This window comes from Streptomyces sp. NPDC026672 (assembly GCF_040638185.1).
In the GTDB taxonomy this organism is placed as follows: domain Bacteria; phylum Actinomycetota; class Actinomycetes; order Streptomycetales; family Streptomycetaceae; genus Streptomyces.
Window position 1 is genome coordinate 110579 of record NZ_JBEZXS010000013.1, and the last position, 19172, is coordinate 129750.

At 72.6% G+C, this 19172-nt stretch carries 20 protein-coding genes and 1 riboswitch; of the genes, 10 read left to right on the plus strand and 10 right to left on the minus strand.

The window, feature by feature from the left end; translation table 11 throughout:
* Positions 1–16 precede the first annotated feature (16 nt).
* Complete coding sequence (locus AB0F77_RS17520) at positions 17–1246, minus strand: FAD-dependent oxidoreductase (protein ID WP_361948595.1); 1230 nt, start codon at positions 1244–1246, stop codon at positions 17–19.
* Between the two features lie 138 nt (positions 1247–1384).
* A riboswitch (TPP riboswitch) is annotated at positions 1385–1496 on the plus strand.
* Between AB0F77_RS17520 and thiO the strand changes: the two genes are divergently transcribed.
* The 6 genes from thiO to AB0F77_RS17550 all read left to right on the plus strand — a co-directional run bounded on the left by thiO (position 1494) and on the right by AB0F77_RS17550 (position 7405).
* Complete coding sequence (thiO, locus tag AB0F77_RS17525; RefSeq protein WP_361948598.1) at positions 1494–2654, plus strand: glycine oxidase ThiO; 1161 nt, start codon at positions 1494–1496, stop codon at positions 2652–2654. (Overlaps the previous riboswitch by 3 nt.)
* The gene (thiS, locus tag AB0F77_RS17530) at positions 2651–2863 is read left to right on the plus strand and encodes a sulfur carrier protein ThiS (RefSeq protein ID WP_361948601.1); all 213 of its coding nucleotides are present in this window, start codon (positions 2651–2653) and stop codon (positions 2861–2863) included. Before thiO ends, thiS begins: the two co-directional genes overlap by 4 nt.
* A 3-nt stretch (positions 2864–2866) precedes the next feature.
* Positions 2867–3661: a thiazole synthase gene (locus tag AB0F77_RS17535; protein ID WP_361948604.1), complete on the plus strand. Its 795-nt coding sequence runs from the start codon at positions 2867–2869 to the stop codon at positions 3659–3661.
* A gap of 277 nt (positions 3662–3938) precedes the next feature.
* Positions 3939–5861, plus strand: coding sequence for a Stk1 family PASTA domain-containing Ser/Thr kinase (gene pknB / locus AB0F77_RS17540; protein WP_361948607.1), 1923 nt, complete (start codon positions 3939–3941; stop codon positions 5859–5861).
* A 49-nt stretch (positions 5862–5910) separates the two neighbouring features.
* The gene (locus AB0F77_RS17545; RefSeq protein ID WP_361948610.1) at positions 5911–6798 is read left to right on the plus strand and encodes a deoxyribonuclease IV; all 888 of its coding nucleotides are present in this window, start codon (positions 5911–5913) and stop codon (positions 6796–6798) included.
* 121 nt (positions 6799–6919) lie between these two features.
* Positions 6920–7405 carry a DUF4396 domain-containing protein gene (locus AB0F77_RS17550; RefSeq protein WP_361948613.1) on the plus strand — a complete coding sequence of 162 codons (486 nt, stop codon included), beginning with the start codon at positions 6920–6922 and terminating at the stop codon, positions 7403–7405.
* 32 nt (positions 7406–7437) lie between these two features.
* On the opposite strand, the gene AB0F77_RS17555 is transcribed toward AB0F77_RS17550, so the two are convergent.
* Positions 7438–8079, minus strand: a complete 642-nt coding sequence (locus AB0F77_RS17555; RefSeq protein ID WP_361948616.1) for a sulfite oxidase-like oxidoreductase — start codon at positions 8077–8079, stop codon at positions 7438–7440.
* Between the two features lie 173 nt (positions 8080–8252).
* Here AB0F77_RS17555 and bfr point away from each other — a divergent pair, with 173 nt between their 5' ends.
* Entirely contained in the window at positions 8253–8732 is a 480-nt protein-coding gene (gene bfr / locus AB0F77_RS17560) for a bacterioferritin (protein WP_361948618.1), read from the plus strand.
* Positions 8733–8748: 16 nt separating this feature from the next.
* Here the strand turns inward: bfr and AB0F77_RS17565 are convergent, their stop codons facing one another.
* Positions 8749–8973 (minus strand): (2Fe-2S)-binding protein, encoded by a 225-nt coding sequence (locus AB0F77_RS17565; RefSeq protein ID WP_361948621.1) that lies wholly within the window; start codon positions 8971–8973, stop codon positions 8749–8751.
* A gap of 154 nt (positions 8974–9127) precedes the next feature.
* Complete coding sequence (locus AB0F77_RS17570; RefSeq protein ID WP_361948624.1) at positions 9128–10483, minus strand: class II 3-deoxy-7-phosphoheptulonate synthase; 1356 nt, start codon at positions 10481–10483, stop codon at positions 9128–9130.
* 101 nt (positions 10484–10584) lie between these two features.
* Between AB0F77_RS17570 and AB0F77_RS17575 the strand changes: the two genes are divergently transcribed.
* Together AB0F77_RS17575 and AB0F77_RS17580 are read left to right on the plus strand one after the other, a co-directional pair.
* Positions 10585–10641: a trp operon leader peptide gene (locus AB0F77_RS17575; protein WP_361948863.1), complete on the plus strand. Its 57-nt coding sequence runs from the start codon at positions 10585–10587 to the stop codon at positions 10639–10641.
* 106 nt (positions 10642–10747) lie between these two features.
* Positions 10748–12643, plus strand: coding sequence for an anthranilate synthase family protein (locus tag AB0F77_RS17580; RefSeq protein WP_361948627.1), 1896 nt, complete (start codon positions 10748–10750; stop codon positions 12641–12643).
* On the opposite strand, the gene AB0F77_RS17585 is transcribed toward AB0F77_RS17580, so the two are convergent.
* The 4 genes from AB0F77_RS17585 to AB0F77_RS17600 form a co-directional block, all read right to left on the minus strand.
* Positions 12613–13641: a 6-phosphofructokinase gene (locus AB0F77_RS17585; RefSeq protein ID WP_361948630.1), complete on the minus strand. Its 1029-nt coding sequence runs from the start codon at positions 13639–13641 to the stop codon at positions 12613–12615. The two genes, AB0F77_RS17580 and AB0F77_RS17585, sit on opposite strands and share 31 nt — an antisense overlap.
* 123 nt (positions 13642–13764) lie before the next feature.
* Positions 13765–14442, minus strand: a complete 678-nt coding sequence (locus AB0F77_RS17590; protein ID WP_361948633.1) for a response regulator transcription factor — start codon at positions 14440–14442, stop codon at positions 13765–13767.
* The gene (locus AB0F77_RS17595) at positions 14439–15665 is read right to left on the minus strand and encodes a DUF5931 domain-containing protein (RefSeq protein ID WP_361948636.1); all 1227 of its coding nucleotides are present in this window, start codon (positions 15663–15665) and stop codon (positions 14439–14441) included. Before AB0F77_RS17595 ends, AB0F77_RS17590 begins: the two co-directional genes overlap by 4 nt.
* Before the next feature lie 33 nt (positions 15666–15698).
* Positions 15699–16445 carry a lysophospholipid acyltransferase family protein gene (locus AB0F77_RS17600; protein WP_361948866.1) on the minus strand — a complete coding sequence of 249 codons (747 nt, stop codon included), beginning with the start codon at positions 16443–16445 and terminating at the stop codon, positions 15699–15701.
* A gap of 268 nt (positions 16446–16713) precedes the next feature.
* Between AB0F77_RS17600 and AB0F77_RS17605 the strand changes: the two genes are divergently transcribed.
* Entirely contained in the window at positions 16714–17274 is a 561-nt protein-coding gene (locus AB0F77_RS17605) for a hypothetical protein (RefSeq protein WP_361948639.1), read from the plus strand.
* 30 nt (positions 17275–17304) lie between these two features.
* On the opposite strand, the gene AB0F77_RS17610 is transcribed toward AB0F77_RS17605, so the two are convergent.
* Positions 17305–18048, minus strand: a complete 744-nt coding sequence (locus AB0F77_RS17610) for an endonuclease/exonuclease/phosphatase family protein (protein ID WP_361948642.1) — start codon at positions 18046–18048, stop codon at positions 17305–17307.
* A 128-nt stretch (positions 18049–18176) separates the two neighbouring features.
* A complete protein-coding gene (locus tag AB0F77_RS17615; RefSeq protein WP_361948645.1) occupies positions 18177–19130 on the minus strand; it encodes an ROK family glucokinase in 954 nt (317 codons plus the stop codon).
* Positions 19131–19172: the final 42 nt, after the last annotated feature.

Consider the following 19172-nt stretch of genomic DNA (forward strand, 5'->3'; position numbering starts at 1 on the left):
ACCTGGACTTTCCGGGTCAGGCCGTCGCCGCCTTCAGGGGCCGCGCCGGGTCCACGAGCAGGGCGGGGTCCATCACCGTGCCCGCCTCGATCAGCCGTCGCCCCTGCGCAAGGTCACGCGGACGGCCCACCGCCAGCAGGGCGACGAGCCGGTCCTCGCGGAGCCAGCAGACCGTCCAGGCGGGCCCGGCGGGGTCACCGCGCCACAGGAGCGTGTCGGCCGCGCCGTGGTGTCCGGCGTACTGCACGAACCGTCCGAACTGCTCGGACCAGAAGTACGGCACCGGGTCGTACACGGCGGAGGTGTCGCCGACGATGTTCGCGGCGACGGTGCGCGGCCCCTGGAGGGCGTTGTCCCAGTGGTGCACGAGCAGGCGGGCGCCGTAGCGGCCGGACGGGAAGGAGGCGCAGTCCCCGACCGCGTACACGTCCGGCGCGGAGGTGCGCAGCCGGTCGTCGGCGACGACCTCGTTGTGCGCGCCGAGCTCGATGCCGGAGCCGGTCAGCCAGGCGGTGGCGGGGCGGGCGCCGATGCCGACCACGACGGCGCCCGCGGGCAGCCGGGTGCCGTCGCCGAGGACGACCGCGCCGGGTTCGACGCTTTCCACCCGCGTGTGGGTGCGCAGGTCGGTGCCGCTGTCGGCGTACCAGGCGGTCATCGGGGCGGCCACCTCCGCCGGGACGGCGCCCGCGAGCGGCCGGTCGGCGGCCTCGACGACGGTCACCGCGCAGCCGGCCTCGCGGGCCGCCGTGGCGAACTCTGCGCCGATCCAGCCCGCGCCGACGACCACCACGTCGTGCTGCCGGGCGAGCACCGGCCGCAGCCGCTCGGCGTCGTCCAGGGTGCGCAGCAGATGCACACCCTGGACGCCGTCGGCGCCGGGCAGCCGGATCGGTTCGGCGCCGGTGGCGAGGACCAGCACGTCGTACGGCACCGGCCCGGCCTCGGTGTCGAGCTCGTGGTCGGCGGGGCGCACGCCGAGCGCCTCGCGGCCCAGTTCGAGGTCGATGCCGAGGGTGTCGAAGTCGATGTCGAACGCGGAGCCCTCGGCGGTGCCGAGCAGCACCGCCTTCGACAACGGAGGTCGGTCGTAGGGCTGGTGCGGCTCGGCGCCGATGACGGTGACCGGGCCCTTGAAGCCCTGCTCCCGCAGGGCGACCGCGGTCTGCACCCCGGCCATGCCCGCGCCCACCACGACGACGCGCCGGTCCTGTGACATGCCTCGTTCCCGTGTCTGCTCGCTCACCTGATCACCATAGACAACTGACAAAGAGTCAGTCAGGGGTCGCGTTCCGTGACGTGTTGCACAGCGGCCGTCCGGCCCCGGCCCCGGGACCACGCGCCCTTACCGAGCCGCGCGGCCAAGGGCTAGGGTGGCGGACGTACACGCACTCGCGGGAGCCCGGACGCACCGGGCTGAGAGGGAGGCTGGCGGCCTCCGACCGTACGAACCTGATCCGGGTCATGCCGGCGAAGGGAGGGGCTGGACGCCCATGTCGTCACGTACGTCAGACGTCCTCGTCATCGGGGGCGGGATCATCGGCCTGGTCACGGCCTGGCGCGCGGCGCAGCGCGGGTTCACGACGGCCGTCGTGGACCCGGAGCCCGGCGGCGGGGCCGCGCAGGTCGCGGCCGGGATGCTGGCCGCGGTCACCGAGCTGCACCACGGCGAGCAGACCCTGCTGGGGCTCAATCTGGAGTCGGCCCGCCGCTACCCGGCCTTCGCGGCCGAGCTCGGCGAGCTGACCGGCCGGGACCTCGGCTACCGGCGCTGCGGCACGCTCGCCGTCGCGCTGGACGCCGACGACCGCGCGCAACTGCGCGAACTGCACGTCCTCCAGCGGGAGTCGGGGCTGGAGTCGGAGTGGCTGTCGGGCCGGGAGTGCCGGCAGCTGGAACCGATGCTCGCGCCGGGGGTGCGCGGTGGGCTGCGGGTGGACGGCGACCACCAGATCGACCCGCGGCGGCTCGCGACGGCGCTGGTGACGGCGTGCGAGCGCGCGGGCGTGGTGTTCCACCGCGCGTGGGCGGCACGGCTGCGGGTCCTGCGGGAGCGGGCGGCCGGGGTCACCACGGCGGACGGCACGGAGCTGGACGCGCAGCAGGTGGTCCTCGCGGCGGGCAGCCTCAGCGGGCGGCTCGCGGGGGTGCCTGACGAGGTACTGCCCGCGGTACGGCCCGTGAAGGGTCAGGTGCTGCGGCTGACCGTGCCGGAGCGGTTCGGGGCGTTCCTGAACCGGACCGTGCGGGCCGTGGTGCGCGGCAGCCACGTCTACCTGGTGCCCCGGGAGAACGGCGAGCTGGTCGTCGGCGCCACCAGCGAGGACCTGGGCTGGGACACGACGGTGACCGCGGGCGGCGTCTACGAGCTGCTGCGGGACGCGCACGAGCTGGTGCCGGGCATCACCGAGCTGCCGCTCACGGAGACCCGGGCCGGGCTGCGGCCGGGCTCGCCCGACAACGCGCCGCTGCTCGGGCCGAGCGGCCTCGACGGGCTGCTGCTGGCCACCGGGCACTACCGCAACGGTGTGCTGCTGACGCCGGTCACCGGCGACGCGCTGGCGCACGCCCTGGCCACCGGGGAGCTCCCCGAGGAGGCCCGCCCCTTCACGCCCGCGCGCTTCGGCGCCGTCCTCTCGGAGCAGCCCGCATGACCGCCTCCGTCACCATCTCCGTCAACGGCGAGCACCGCCGGGTCGCGTCCGGCACGGCCCTCGACGCGCTCGTGCGGACCCTCACCGCGGCGCCCTCCGGGGTGGCCGCCGCACTCAACGAGACCGTCGTCCCGCGCACGCAGTGGCCGTCCACGGCGCTGCGCGAGGGCGACCGGGTCGAAGTCCTCACCGCGGTCCAGGGAGGCTGAGCCATGGCCGACGATCCCTTTGTCCTCGGCGGTACGGCGTTCTCGTCCCGCCTGATCATGGGTACGGGCGGTGCGCCCAGCCTGGACGTGCTGGAGCGGGCGCTGGTCGCCTCCGGCACGGAGCTGACGACCGTGGCGATGCGGCGGGTCGATCCCGGGGTGCACGGGTCGGTGCTGTCGGTCCTGGAGAAGCTCGGGGTGCGGGTGCTGCCGAACACGGCGGGCTGCTTCACGGCGGGCGAGGCGGTGCTGACGGCGCGGCTGGCGCGGGAGGCGCTGGGGAGCGATCTGATCAAGCTGGAGGTCATCGCCGACGAGCGCACGCTGCTGCCGGACCCGGTCGAGCTGCTGGACGCGGCGGAGACGCTGGTGGACGACGGGTTCACCGTGCTGCCGTACACCAACGACGACCCCGTGCTCGCGCGGAAGCTGGAGGACGTGGGGTGTGCGGCGGTGATGCCGCTGGGGTCGCCGATCGGGTCGGGGCTCGGTATCCGCAACCCGCACAACTTCGAGCTGATCGTGGAGCGGGCGGGGGTGCCGGTGATCCTGGACGCGGGGGCCGGTACGGCGTCCGACGTGGCGTTGGCGATGGAGTTGGGGTGTGCGGGGGTGATGCTGGCGTCGGCCGTGACGCGGGCGCGGGATCCTGAGCGGATGGCTTTGGCGATGCGGTACGGAGTGGAGGCCGGGAGGTCGGCTCGGCTGGGTGGGCGGATACCCCGGCGGTACTTCGCGGTGGCGTCGTCGCCGGGGGAAGGCTTGGCCGACCTGGACCCCGAACGCCCGGCGTTCTAGCCGTCTCTTCCCCCACCCGCCCGCCCGTTCCCGGTCCCTCAAGAGGTGGACCTCGCCCGTGGGGGCCGTTCGCCGTCGGCGGCTGCGGGTCGTGGACCCTTCGTTTCCCACCCACCCACCCGTTTGCGGTCGGCTGCCGGGTGGGCGGGCGGGAGGGCGAGGTGCGCCGCTACGTGGGGTGGGCGGGGCGGGTTGTGGAGTGGGGGTGGTGTCACGGGTCTGCTTCAGGTTGGGTGGATCGGAGGGGGTGTGCGTGGGGGCTCGTAGACTCGTGCGGGTGGATATGACCCTTCAGGACCCTCTCGTCGGGCAGGTGCTCGACGGCCGTTACCGCGTCGACGCGCGGATCGCGGTCGGCGGGATGGCCACGGTGTACCGGGCCCTGGACACACGTCTGGACCGGGTGCTCGCGGTCAAGGTGATGCACCCGGCGCTCGCGGCCGACGCGGGGTTCGTCGAGCGGTTCATCCGTGAGGCGAAGTCGGTGGCGCGCCTGGCCCACCCCAACGTCGTGCAGGTCTTCGACCAGGGCACCGACGGGTCGTACGTGTACCTCGCGATGGAGTACGTCGCGGGCTGCACCCTGCGTGACGTGCTGCGCGAGCGCGGCGCGCTCCAGCCGCGGGCCGCGCTGGACATCCTGGAGCCCGTGCTCGCCGCGCTCGGCGCCGCGCACCGCGCCGGGTTCGTGCACCGGGACATGAAGCCGGAGAACGTGCTCATAGGGGACGACGGCCGCGTCAAGGTGGCCGACTTCGGGCTCGTGCGGTCCGTGGACACCGTCACCAGCACCACGGGCGCCGTCCTCGGCACCGTCTCCTACCTCGCGCCCGAGCAGATCGAGCACGGCACCGCCGACCCCCGGGTCGACGTGTACGCCTGCGGTGTCGTCCTGTACGAGATGCTGACCGGGGCGAAGCCGCACGAGGGCGACACCCCGGCCGCCGTGCTCTACAAGCACCTGCACGACGACGTCCCGCCGCCCTCGGCCACCGTGCCCGGCATGCCGTACGAGCTGGACGAGCTGGTCGTCTCGGCCACCGCCCGCACCCCTGACGTCCGGCCGCACGACGCCGTGGCGCTGCTCGCCCTGACCCGGCAGGCCCGCTCGGGTCTGAGCGAGGAGCAGCTGGACGCGGTGCCGCCGCAGGCGCTGTCCGCGGGGCACGACATCTCCATGGACCGCACGAGTGTGATCCCGCGCTCGCTGACCGTGCCCCGGCCGCTGCCCGTCAACGAGGACGAGCCGGCGGACGTGCTGCACACCAGTCGGCTGGAGAGCCCGCCGCCGCTGCCCCCGCGGCGCCGGACGCGACCGCGGCGGGGCCTGATCACCCTGATCGTCGCCGTGCTGGTGGTGTTCGGTGTCGGGGCCGGCGTCTGGTACATCAACTCCGGCCAGTTCACCCGGGTCCCGCCGCTGCTGTCGAAGACCGAGGCCGAGGCCCGGGACCGGCTCGCGCGGGAGGGGCTGGACGTCGGACGGGTCGAGCACGCCTACAGCGACACCGTCGCGCGGGGCACGGTCATCAGCACCGACCCCGGCTCGGGCGCGCGCATCCGCGGCAACGCCTCCGTGGCGCTGACGATCTCCGACGGCCCGGAGACGGTGACGGTGCCGGACCTGGAGGGGCGCACGCTCACCGAGGCGAAGACGCTGCTGACGAAGGAGGGGCTCCAGCCGGGCATGATCACGCGCGCGTTCAGCGACGACGTGCCGCGCGGCTCGGTGATCGCCACCGACCCGGCGACGGGCACCACGCGCCGCGCGGGCTCGGCCGTCGCGCTGGTCGTCAGCAAGGGCAGCCCGGTCGACGTCCCGGACGTCACCGGTGAGGACCTGGACGGCGCGAAGCAGGACCTGGAGGACGCGGGGCTGGTCGTGAAGATCTCCGACCAGGAGGTCGGCTCCCTGTTCGACAAGGGGCTGGTCGCCGAGCAGACCCCGACGGGCGGCGGTCGGGCCGCGGAGGGCGACACGGTGACGCTGACGCTGTCCAAGGGCCCCGAGATGGTCGAGGTCCCGGACGTGGTCGGCTTGGGCTCCGGCGAGGCGAAGCAGCGGCTGGAGCAGGCGGGCTTCCAGGTCAAGGAGGACCGCGGACTGCTCGGGCTGTTCGGGGACACCGTGAAGGAGCAGTCCGTGGACGGCGGCCGGACCGCGCCCAAGGGGTCGACGATCACGATCACGATCCGCTGACGGGGACCGGGCGCGCGGGCGGGCGGCGGGCGCGTGACACCCTGAACGGGTGAACAGTCAGCGGTCCGTCGCCCCCGTCCCTCCCCGCAATCCCGTCGGCGGTCACGTCCCCGTGGCCGGCGGCCTCAGCTCGGTGGGGCTGTCGTACGCCCGTGACCTCGGGGCCGAGACCGTGCAGGTCTTCGTCGCCAATCCGCGCGGCTGGGCCACTCCGGCCGGGAACCCGCGGCAGGACGAGGCGTTCCGGGCGGCGTGCGCCGAGGAGTCGATCCCGGCGTACGTGCATGCGCCGTATCTGATCAACTTCGGCTCGCACACCGGGGCCACGGTGGAGCGGTCGGTGGAGTCGCTGCGGCACTCGTTGCGGCGGGGCCGGGAGATCGGCGCGCTCGGTGTGGTCGTCCACACCGGCAGCGCGACCGGCGGCCGGGCCCGGGACGTGGCGCTCAAGCAGGTACGGGAGCATCTGCTTCCGCTGCTGGACGAGCTGACCCACGACGACGACCCGTGGCTGCTGCTGGAGTCCACGGCCGGGCAGGGCTCCTCGCTGTGCTCGCGCACCTGGGACTTCGGGCCGTACTTCGAGGCGCTGGACGCGCATCCGAAGCTGGGCGTGTGCCTGGACACCTGCCATGTCTTCGCGGCCGGGCACGACCTGACCGGGCCCGACGGGATGCGTCAGACGCTGGACCTGCTGGTGGACACGGTCGGCGAGGGCCGGCTGCGACTGATCCACGCCAACGACTCCAAGGACGTGGTGGGCGCGCACAAGGACCGGCACGAGAACATCGGCTCCGGCCACATAGGCGAGGAGCCGTTCCGGGCGCTGATGGCCCATCCGGCGACGGCGGGCGTGCCGCTGGTGATCGAGACGCCCGGCGGCAAGGAGGGGCACGCGGCGGACGTGGCACGCCTGAAGCGGCTCCGGGGCGCCTGACGGCAGCAGAACACCCCCGTGCGGAACACCTCCGTACGGGAGCGCCCCCGCATGGGAATACCCCTAGGGGGTATACAGTTCCCGTCTGTCGAAGACACCGTCACTCGGCACAGGGGGCATCATGACGCATGAGGCACACGTCCACCACGGTCACGAGGGCGGGGCCGCCGCGGCCGGCTGGGGCGTCGCCGTCCAGGCCACGCTGCACTGCCTCACCGGCTGCGCCATCGGCGAGGTGCTCGGCATGGTCGTCGGCACGGCACTCGGCTGGGGCAACCTGCCCACCACGGTCCTCGCGATCGTGCTGGCCTTCTTCTTCGGCTACTCGCTCACCCTGCGCGGCGTCCTCAGGGCGGGCGTCGGCTTCCGCACCGCCTTCCGGGTGGCGCTGGCCGCGGACACCCTGTCCATCGCCGTGATGGAGCTGATCGACAACGGCGTGATCGTGCTGTGGCCGGACGCGATGGACGCCCAGCTGGACGACCTGCTGTTCTGGGGGTCGCTGGTGATCTCGCTGGTGATCGCCTTCGTGGTCACGACACCGGTCAACAAGTGGACGATCGGGCGCGGCAAGGGGCACGCGGTGGTGCACCAGTACCACCACTGACGGGGGGACCGCCCGCGGGGGCACGACCGGGATCAGAGCTCGGGGCCGTCCCCGGGCTCCTCCTGGTAGGAGTAGCGCTGTTCCTTCCAGGGGTCACCGATGTTGTGGTAGCCCCGCTCCTCCCAGAAACCGCGCCGGTCGGCCGTCATGTACTCCACGCCGCGCACCCATTTGGGACCCTTCCAGGCGTAGAGGTGCGGGACGACCAGCCGGACCGGGAAGCCGTGCTCGGCAGTGAGGAGTTCACCGTCCTTGTGGGTCGCGAAGATCGTGCGGTCGGCGACGAAGTCCGCCAGCCGCAGGTTGGAGCTGAAGCCGTACTCCGCCCAGACCATCACATGGGTGACGTCGGGCGCGGGCGGCGCGATGGCGAGGACGGCGCCCGCCGGCACCCCTCCCCACTCGGAGCCGAGCATGCTGAACTTGGTGACGCAGTGCAGATCGGCGACGATCGTGGTGTACGGCAGGGCCGTGAACTCCTCGTGGGTCCAGCAGTGCTTGTCGCCGTCGGCGGTGGCGCCGAAGACCCTGAACTCCCAGCGTTCGGGGCGGAACTTGGGCACCGGGCCGTAGTGCGTGACCGGCCAGCCGCGCTGGAGCCGCTGCCCCGGCGGGAGCTCGGACCGTACGGCCTCTCCAGATTCTCCAGACTCGCGCTCCACCGGGTGCCCCATGTCTCCATCCTGACAGACCCGGGACAGTGCCCCTGACCAGCCACCCTGCGGGGGGACAACAGGGGACGGGAGGCACTTACCCACTAAGTGCACACTTACTGGACGATCTTCGACACCGGTGCAATCATGCCGCCGCAACCTCCCCATCCCCCCATGCGGAAGGAGCCTCTGCGATGCAGGGCGATCCCGAGGTCATCGAGTTCCTCAACGAGCAGCTCACCGGCGAGCTCACCGCGATCAACCAGTACTTCCTGCACGCCAAGATGCAGGAGAACTTCGGCTGGACGAAGCTCGCCAAGTACACGCGGCACGAGTCGTTCGACGAGATGAAGCACGCCGAGGTGCTGACCGACCGCATCCTGCTGCTGGACGGGCTGCCGAACTACCAGCGGCTGTTCCACGTGCGGGTGGGGCAGACCGTGAAGGAGATGTTCGAGGCCGACCGGCAGGTCGAGGTGGAGGCGATCGACCGGCTCAGGCGGGGCATCAGGGTGATGCGCGAGAAGAACGACGTCACGTCGGCGAACATCTTCGAGTCGATCCTCGCGGACGAGGAGCAGCACATCGACTACCTCGACACACAGCTGGAGCTCGTGGACAAGCTCGGCGAGGCGCTCTACATCGCGCAGGTCATCGAGCAGCCGGAGAGCTAGGGCCCGGGCCCGTGCCCTAGGCGGCCTCGTCCAGCCGGGACAGGACGGGTCCGCCCCGGTCGGCCGTCTCCCGGCGCGGGCACGCCCCTCGGCCCAGGAGCGCCTGGATGCGCCGTACGCACGAACCGCAGTCGGTGCCGGCCTTGCAGGCGGAGGCGATCTGGCGGGGGGTGCAGGCGCCGCCCTCCGCGTGCTGCTTGACCTGCTGCTCGGTGATGCCGAAGCAACTGCACACGTACACGCGGTTCACCTCCCACCGGGATCGGTCACTGGCGCCATCCCGTTGCTCGGTGAGGCTAACCTAACCTTACCCGCAGGGCGGGAACCGCAAAAGCGCGAGGGGGCGCGGATCCACTGTGATCCGCGCCCCACTCGTCGTGTCGTGCCTGCCGGGCCTACTGGTCGCGGTACATCTCCGCGACGAGGAAGGCCAGGTCGAGCGACTGGCTGCGGTTGAGGCGCGGGTCGCAGGCCGTCTCGTAGCGCTGGTGCAGGTCGTCGACGAAGATCTCGTCGCCGCCGCCCACGCACTCGGTGACGTCGTCGCCGGTCAGCTCCACGTGGATGCCGCCGGGGTGGGTGCCGAGCGCCTTGTGGACCTCGAAGAAGCCCTTGACCTCGTCGAGCACGTCGTCGAAGCGGCGGGTCTTGTGGCCGGACGCCGCCTCGAAGGTGTTGCCGTGCATCGGGTCGGTCACCCAGGCCACCACGGCCCCGGAGGCGGTGACCTTCTCGACCAGCTCGGGCAGCTTGTCGCGGATCTTGTCGGCGCCCATGCGGACGATGAACGTCAGCCGGCCCGGAGTGCGCTCGGGGTCCAGGCGCTCGATGTACTGGAGCGCCTCCTCGGCCGTCGTCGTCGGGCCGAGCTTGATCCCGATGGGGTTGTTGATCCGGGACGCGAACTCGATGTGCGCGTGGTCCAGCTGCCGGGTGCGCTCACCGATCCACACCATGTGGCCGGAGACGTCGTACAGCTTGCCCGTGCGGGAGTCGACCCGGGTCAGCGCGGACTCGTAGTCGAGCAGCAGCGCCTCGTGGGAGGCGTAGAACTCGACGGTCTTGAACTCCTCCGGCTCCGCGCCGCAGGCCCGCATGAAGTTCAGCGCGTTGTCGATCTCACGCGCGAGCTGCTCGTAACGCTGGCCGGAGGGGGACGACTTCACGAAGTCCTGGTTCCAGGCGTGCACCTGGCGCAGGTCGGCGTAGCCGCCGGTGGTGAAGGCACGGACCAGGTTCAGCGTGGAGGCGGAGGCGTGGTACATCCGCTTCAGCCGCTGCGGGTCGGGGATGCGGGTGGCCTCGGTGAAGTCGAAGCCGTTGACGGAGTCGCCCCGGTACACCGGGAGGGTCACGCCGTCGCGGGTCTCGGTGGGCTTGGAGCGCGGCTTCGAGTACTGACCGGCGATCCGCCCGACCTTCACCACCGGCACTGACGCGGCGTACGTGAGGACCGCGCCCATCTGGAGGAGGGTCTTGAGCTTGGCGCGGATCTGCTCCGCGCCGACGGCGTCGAAGGACTCCGCGCAGTCGCCGCCCTGGAGGAGGAACGCCTCTCCCTTGGCGACGGCCGCCATCCGAGCACGCAGCTGGTCGCACTCGCCGGCGAAGATCAGGGGCGGATACGACTCGAGCTCGGCGATCACTTCGCGCAGAGCCTCGGGATCCGGGTAGTCGGGCTGCTGCGCCGCGGGCAGGTCTAGCCAGGACGCCTTCGCGGCGGCGGCTTCGGAATCAGCGTTCACGGTCACCCTGTAAACATTACGGGGTCGCGCGTGGTGATCTCCCCAGATGCCCGATGGATGAGACGGGCGGTGGGCACCGGCCCCGCCGTCGGGGTAGGGTTCGCGCCATGTTCGCGCACTCGATCCAGAACTGGTGGTGGACCGCTCCCCCGGCGGCCCACTGACTGCGCGTACGCACTGCTTCGCGAAGGCCGCCCGAGGGCGGCCTTCGGTGTTTCCCGCGGCCGTTCCTCACCGGCACCCACCGAGTCCCGTACCGGAAGAGGAACCATGGATCTGGCCCAGCTGGTGACCGACACCCGCCCCTTCGCCCTGCTCAGGCGCCGCACGCCCGGCCGCGCCGAGAACACGGTGGAGCTGCTGGTCGGCCCCGTCGCCGCGTACGACCGGCTCGCCGACCTGCCCGAGGAGGCGCTCGCGCTGGTACCGTTCCGGCAGATCCGCGAGCGCGGCTTCGACGTCCGCGACGACGGCACCCCACTGCTGGCGCTCACGCCCGAGGAACGGTACGACGTGCCGCTCGCCGAGGCGCTGGAGCGGCTGCCCGGCCACGCGGTGCGGGTCGAGGACGGCGGCTTCGACGTGGCCGACGAGGAGTACGCCGCGATCGTCGGGCGGGTCCTGGAGGAGGAGATCGGGCGCGGCGAGGGCGCCAACTTCGTGATCCGGCGGACGTACGGGGGCACGGTCCCGGGGTTCGGGCGGGCCGACGCGCTGGCGCTGTTCCGGCGGCTGCTGGAGGGCGAGCGGGGCGCGTACTGGACGTTCGTCGTGCACACCGGGGAGGGCGGGCGGACGCTGGTCGGGGCGAGCCCCGAGGTGCACGTGCGGATGTCGGGCGGCACGGTCGTGATGAACCCGATCAGCGGGACGTACCGCTATCCCGCCGAGGGGCCGACGCCGGAGAGCCTGCTGGACTTCCTCGCCGACACCAAGGAGATCGAGGAGCTCTCGATGGTGGTCGACGAGGAGCTCAAGATGATGTGCGCGGTCGGCGACATGGGCGGGGTGGTGGTCGGTCCGCGGCTGAAGGAGATGGCGCACCTCGCGCACACCGAGTACGAGCTGCGGGGCCGCTCGTCGCTGGACGTGCGGGAGGTCCTGCGGGAGACCATGTTCGCCGCGACGGTGACCGGCTCGCCGGTGCAGAACGCCTGCCGGGTGATCGAGCGGCACGAGCGCGGCGGGCGCGGGTACTACGCGGGCGCGCTGGCGCTGCTCGGCCGGGACGCCGGGGGTGCGCAGACCCTGGACTCCCCCATCCTGATCCGCACCGCCGACGTGGACGCGGCCGGGCGGCTGCGGGTGTCGGTCGGCGCGACGCTCGTTCGGGGCTCGGACGCGGCCGGGGAGGTGGCGGAGACGCACGCGAAGGCGGCGGGTGTGCTGACGGCACTCGGGGTGCGGCCGGGACGGCCGCGGGACGAGCGGACACGGCCCCGGCCGGCGGACGACCCGCGGGTGCGGGCGGCGCTGGACGGGCGGCGGGCGGCGCTGGCGCCGTTCTGGCTGCGGATGCAGGAGCGGACCGAGCCGCCGGCGGGGCGGGCGCTGGTGGTGGACGGGGAGGACACGTTCACGGCGATGCTCGCGCACGTGCTGCGCTCGACGGGCCTGGAGGTGACGGTACGGCGCCACGACGAGCCGGGGCTGCGGGAGGCGGTGCTCGCGCACGAGGGGCCGGTGGTGCTGGGGCCGGGACCCGGTGATCCGTCCGACCTCTCGGATCCGAGGATGCGGTTCCTGCGGGGGCTGACCGCGGATGTCGTGCGGGAGCACCGGCGCGGGGTGCTGGGGGTGTGCCTGGGGCACGAACTGCTGGCGGCGGAACTGGGGTTGGAGATCGTCCGCAAGGAGGTGCCGCACCAGGGGGCGCAGAGCACCGTCGACCTGTTCGGCAGGCCCGAGACGGTCGGCTTCTACAACAGCTTCACGGCCCGCTGCGACGACGAGGCGGAGCGCGAACTGGCCGCCCACGGCGTCGAGGTGAGCCGCGCGTCCGACGGTGAGGTGCACGCCCTGCGCGGCCCCGGTTTCGCGTCGGTCCAGTTCCACCCGGAGTCGGTGCTGACCCTGAACGGCCCCACGATCCTCGGGGACCTCCTCCGCGTCCCGCCGGCCCGGGTGGCGGCGGGTCAGCCGAAGAAGACCGAGATCTCCTCGTAGAGCTCGGGGCCGACCGTCTTCAGGCGGGACGTGGCGTCGGCGATGGGGACACGGACGATGTCGGTGCCGCGCAGGGCGACCATCTTGCCGAAGTCCCCGTCGTGGACGGCGTCGATGGCGTGCAGGCCGAAGCGGGTGGCGAGCCAGCGGTCGAAGGCGCTCGGGGTGCCGCCGCGCTGCACGTGCCCGAGGACCGTGGTGCGGGCCTCCTTGCCGGTGCGCTTCTCGATCTGCTTGGCGAGCCATTCCCCGACGCCGGACAGCCGTGCGTGCCCGAAGGAGTCCAGCGACTCGTCCTTGAGCACGATGTCGCCGTCCTTCGGCACGGCACCCTCCGCGACGACCACGATCGGGGCGTACGACGCCTTGAACCGGGAGGTCACCCAGGCGCAGACCTGCTCGACGTCGAAACGCCGCTCGGGGACGAGGATGACGTTGGCGCCGCCGGCGAGCCCGGAGTGCAGGGCTATCCAGCCGGCGTGACGGCCCATCACCTCGACGACCAGGACGCGCATGTGGGACTCGGCGGTGGTGTGCAGCCGGTCGATGGCCTCGGTGGCGATGCCGACGGCGGTGTCGAAGCCGAAGGTGTAGTCGGTGGCGGAGAGGTCGTTGTCGATCGTCTTCGGCACGCCGACGCAGGGCACCCCGTATTCGTCGGACAGCCGCGCGGCCACGCCGAGGGTGTCCTCGCCGCCGATGGTGACGAGGGCGCCGATCTCCTGCGCGGCCAGGTTCTCCTTGATCCGGGCGATCCCGTCGGTGGTCCTGAGGGGGTTGGTGCGGGAGGAGCCGAGGATGGTGCCGCCGCGGGGCAGGATGCCGCGGACGGCGGGGATGTCGAGGCGGACCGTGTCCCCTTCGAGGGGCCCGCGCCAGCCGTCCCGGAACCCGACGAACGTGTAGCCGTACTCCTGCACGCCCTTGCGGACGACGGCTCGGATCACGGCGTTGAGCCCGGGGCAGTCGCCGCCTCCGGTCAGTACTCCCACCCGCATGGAAATGTCCCTTCGCCGCGGTGACTTGAGGCTCACTCACAGTAGAGGTGAGATGCGTCACACAGCGAGAGGTGGGCGGGCTGATTCCGGTGGATTGTCGGGACACCGCTACGGCGCCCGGTCTCACTCCTCGTCGAGACCGCGCTCTATGGCGTACCGGACCAGTTCCACGCGGTTGTGCAGCTGGAGCTTGCCCAGGGTGTTCTGGACGTGGTTCTGGACCGTGCGGTGCGAGATCACCAGGCGCTCGGCGATCTGCTTGTAGCTCAGGCCCTTGGCCACCAGCCGCAGCACCTCGGTCTCACGCTCGGTCAGCCGGGGCGTCTCCGGCTTCCCGGCGTCCGGCGCGGACCCGGGCTCGGCGGCCAGCCGTCGGTACTCGCCGAGGACCAGTCCGGCGAGGCCGGGCGTGAACACCGGGTCGCCGACGGCCGTACGGCGCACCGCGTCGAGCAGTTCCCCGGTGGAGGCCGACTTCAGCAGATAGCCCGTGGCGCCCGACTTCACCGCCTCCAGGACGTCCGCGTGCTCCCCGCTGGCCGACAGCACCAGCACCCGCAGCGCCGGGTTGGCGCCGACCAGTTCCTTGCAGACCTGCACACCGGGCTTGGCGGGCAGGTTGAGGTCCAGGACGAGCACGTCGGGCCCCGCGGCCAGGGCCCGGCGCACCGCCTGCTCGCCGTCCCCCGCGGTCGCGACCACCTCGAAGCCCGCCTCGGCCAGGTCGCGGGCGACCGCGTCGCGCCACATGGGGTGGTCGTCGACCACCATGACCCTGACCGGACCCTGTTGCTGCGTCATCCCCGCTCCGCCTTCCCCCGCGCCCCGTCGGCGTCCTTCGGTACCGTCAGTTCCACTTCCGTGCCCTGTCCGGGCACCGAGATCAGCTCGGCGCCGCCGCCGAGGTCGCGCAGCCGGCCGCGGATCGACAGGGCCACCCCTAGCCGCCCCTCCCCCTCGGCCTGTGCGAGCCGCCCCTCGGGGATGCCGGGGCCGTCGTCCCGCACGGTCACCACCACCGTGTCCGGCTCGTCCTCGACCAGGATCCACGCGCGGGCGTCGGCCCCGGCGTGCCTGCGCACGTTGTCCAGGGCGGCGCCGACGGCCGCGGCCAGTTCCCGTGCCGTGCCGGGCGCGAGCGGCACCGGGGCGCCGGGCTCGGCGAGGCTGACCCGGGAGCCGGCGTAGGGGGCGAGCAGGGTGCGCAGGTCGACGGGGGCCGCGGGGTCGCCGTCCGGCTCCCCCGCGGGCGGTGCGCCGGTGCCCGACGCGGCGGGCAGCGCGGCGCGCGGGACCGGGACCAGGCCGCCGGAGACCAGGGTGCGCAGCGCGACCTCCTGCTCCCCCGCCATGCGCCCCAGTTCGGCCGCCTCCCCGCCGAGCACGGCACCGCGCCGCTGCACCATGGCCAGCACCTGGAGCACGCCGTCGTGGATGTCCCGGGCGAGGCGCTCCCGCTCCCGGGTGGCGGCCTCGATCTCCAGGGCGCGGGCGAGGGTGCGCTCGGAGGCGCGGGCGACCTCGACGACGTACCCGATGGCGATGGAGGCGACCCAGACGAGGATCACGTTGTGCACGGTGTCGCGGGCCGGGGTGCCCCGCTCGACGAGGTTGCCGACGGCGACGAGGGTGGAGGCGAGGGCCGCCCAGCGCCAGCCGCCCTTGATGGCGAAGGCCAGCACGGAGCCCGCGGTCCATATGGACGGCAGCGTCGGGCCGCCGTGGGCGACCTGGTGGACGTCGGCGAGCGGGGTGAGCAGGATGCCGGTGAGCGCGACGGTGAGGTCGGCGGCGAGGAAGCGCCGGGTGCAGCTCGCCGCGTTGGCCACCCGCGGGAGCGTCGCCAGGGTCCACGCGAACAGGACGGCGTAGTAGGCGATGGCGACGCCGGGGCGGGCGTAGCGGTCGTAGGCGCTGGCGAACAGGCCGATGGCGTACAGCATCGTCAGGACGCGGTAGCCGGCGAGCGCACGCCACAGCGGCTGCTCGACCGACATCCTCATGCCCCGCTCGCGTTCGGACATCTCCCCCACCCCCCGGGCCCCGCGGTGCCGCGTCTACGACTCGGTCCGCTGCCCCTCGGCCTGGTCCTTCTGCTCCTTCTCGGCGGCTTTCGCCGTCTTCGCGGCCTTCGCGGCCTCCGCGATCTGCCGTTTGGCGGCGGTCGCGTAGATGTCGACGTACTCCTGCCCGGAGAGCTTCATGATCTCGTACATGACCTCGTCCGTCACCGCGCGCAGCACGAAGCGGTCCTGTTCCATGCCCTGGTAGCGGCTGAAGTCCAGCGGCCTGCCGATGCGGATGCCGGGCCGCATCAGCTTCGGCATCACCTTGCCCGGCGGCTGGATCTTCTCGGTGTCGATCATGGCGACGGGGATGACGGGCGCCCCGGTGGCGAGCGCCACGCGCGCGAGGCCGCCGGGCTTGCCCCGGTAGAGGCGGCCGTCGGGCGAGCGGGTGCCCTCCGGGTAGATGCCGAACAGCTCTCCGCGTTCGAGCACCTCTATGCCGCTCCTGATCGCGGCCTCGCCCGCGCCGCGTGCGCCGGAGCGGTCGACCGGGAGCTGTCCGACGCCCTTGAAGAAGGCCGCCGTCAACCGTCCTTTGACCCCGGGTGTGGTGAAGTACTCGGCCTTCGCGATGAAGGTGACCTTGCGGTCGAGGACCACGGGCAGGAAGAACGAGTCCGAGAAGGACAGGTGATTGCTCGCCAGGATGGCGGGGCCCTCGGCCGGAACGTTCTCCAGACCCTCCACCCACGGCCGGAAGGCGACCTTGAGCGGTCCCCCGATGGCGACCTTCATCGTGCCGTACAACAACCGAGTGCCTCCTGTTTCCGTCGGTCAGACCATAACCCGCGCCATGGACGAAGGCCGACGGCCCTGGTCGGGGTCGGTGGGGTCGCGTACGGTGAAGCACATCCGGAGTCGTCGGTCTCGGCGTGGTGGCCGTCCGGCCGGAACACAGCGACCGCGCGGCGACGTTGGACCAGGAGCGGACCGGACCTTCGGAGGGAGCCTCGCCTTCGTGGGCGGCCCGCACCCCGTGTCGGCTAGGAAGGGACGGCCTCAGTTGGCTGAGCACGACTCCGACCGCGAGGACCGCGAGCCGGACGAGAAGGGTGTGCCCTTCGACGAGGATGCGGCCTGGCGGGCGATCGTCGCCGGGTACGGTGACGAGCCCCCGGACCCGCCGGGTGCCAAGCCGTTCAAGCCGGTGGAGGACCTCGCGCTGCCCGAGACCGGGCCGAACGAGGACGACGCGCAGGAAGAAGAACCGGAGCCGGCCGCGCCGGTGGGCAGCTCGGTCTCCTTCGCCCCCGGTGTGGGACCGCGCGACTACACGGCGCCAGAACCGGTCGAGGACGACTTCGACGAGGACGACGAGGGCCACTTCGTGCCGCCCGAGCCACCTCCGCTGCCCACCGGCGACACGACGGCCAGGTTCGCCTGGCTGGGGGTGGTCGGCGGGCCGATCCTGCTGGTGCTCGCGGTGGTGCTCGGCTGGGACATGACGTGGTGGCTGGCGACGCTCGGCATCGGCGGCTTCCTCGGCGGGTTCGTCACGCTGGTGACGCGCATGCGCACGGACGACGACGAGGACGGCGACCCGGGGCGCGGCGCGGTGGTGTGAGCGACCGCGCCACGCCGGCGGGACACCGCGCTACGCGGACGGGATTCTGAGGGCGGCCAGGACCGGGAGGTGGTCCGAGGCCGCCCTCAGGTCTGCGCCGTCGACGCCGGGCAGGTCGAGCGGGACGCCGCAGCCGAGCACCTCGACGCCCTTGGACGCGAAGATCGCGTCGATGCGCTGCCGCGGGTCGGCGGGGGTGGAGGTGTCCTCGCCGCCCCACGGCGCGGTGGCCCGGCAGTCCTGGAGCCCCTCGGCGAGGAGCCGGAAGGTGCGGCCCTCGGGTCCCTCGTTGATGTCGCCGCCGGCGAGGGTGTGCTCGGTGCCGAGTCCGGCGAGCCGGTCGAGCAGCATGCCGCCCTGCGCGCGGCGCTCCTCCCCCTGGAGGGAGAGGTGGCAGCTGAGGACGCCGAGGCGGGCCCTTCCGAAGCGGACGACGGCGGTGGCGAAGCCGCGGCGGTGCAGACCGGGGGTGAGCGGCAGCAGGACGTCCTCGGTGCGCTCGACGGTGGCGCGCAGATCGCACAGGATCGCGGGGCCCGCGGCGGTGCCGCCTCCGGTGAGGACGACCTGGCCGGAGGCCGACGCGAGGCGGGCGAGCTTCTTGCGCCAGCGGAAGAAGCGGGGGGCCTCCTGGACCAGGACGAGGTCGGGGGCGCAGGCCGTGATCACGCGGGCGAGGGCGTCCGTGTCGTCACGCATCGAGCGGATGTTGTAGCTCAGTACGCGGATGATCGCGGAGCCGTCGGGCTCGGTGCGGGAAGGGGGGAGCGCCATGTGGATCAATGTACGCCCACCGGCTCGGGGCGCGAGGACCGCGTGCGACCGACGGTGGTCGGTGGCTCGTCGCGCAGTTCCCCGCGCCCCTCGGCAGGCACGGTCGCCCCGAACCGACGAGGTGGGCGTTACATGATCGGGTCGGGCTCGCGGGCCAGGTCGGCCGCGCCCACCAGACCCGCCTCGTTGCCCAGCTGGGCCGCGATGACCTCGGCCACGGGGCGCCAGTTGCCGCCGACCAGCCAGCGCTTGTACGACTTGCGGATCGGGTCGAGGACCAGCTCGCCCTCGTCGGACAGGCCACCGCCGACGATGAACGCGGAGGGGTCGAAGAGGGAGGCCAGGTCGGCGAGGCCGGCGCCCGCCCAGCGGGCCAGCTCGCGGTAGGAGTCGACGGCGACGGGGTCGCCCTGGCGGGCCGCCATGGAGATGTGCTTGCCCTCGATGCCCTCGGGGCTGCCGTCGCCGAGACCGAGCAGCAGTTCGGCGTGCTCGGGGGTGGCGTTGGCGCGCTGCTTGGCGTATCTGACGAGCGCGCGCCCGGAGGCGTACTGCTCCCAGCAGCCCTGTGAGCCGCAGCCGCACAGCAGGCCGTCCGGGACCATCCGGATGTGGCCGAACTCGGCGGCCACGCCGAAGTGCCCGCGGCGCAGCTTGTTGCCGATGATGATGCCGCCGCCCAGACCGGTGCCGAGCGTGATGCAGATGACGTTGCGGTGGCCCTTGCCGGCGCCGAACTTGTACTCGCCCCACGCGGCCGCGTTGGCGTCGTTCTCCACGACGACGGGCAGGCCCACGCGGGCCTCGACCGCCTGCTTCAGCGGCTCCTGGCGCCAGTCGATGTTCGGCGCGAAGTAGACGGTGGAGCGCTGCCGGTTCACGTAGCCGGCGGCTCCGATGCCCACGCCGACGATCTCGTGCCCGGCCCGTGCGCCCTCGACGGCGGTGGCTATGGCGTCCACGATCGCCTCGGGCGTACCCGGAGTCGGCACCTTGTGGGTCGAGAGGATGTTGCCTTCCTCGTCGACCACCCCGGCCGCGATCTTCGTGCCGCCGATGTCGACGCCGATGGTGAGTCCCATGAATCCCTCAGTTTCGGTCGAGCCCCGCTACGGCCAACCGTA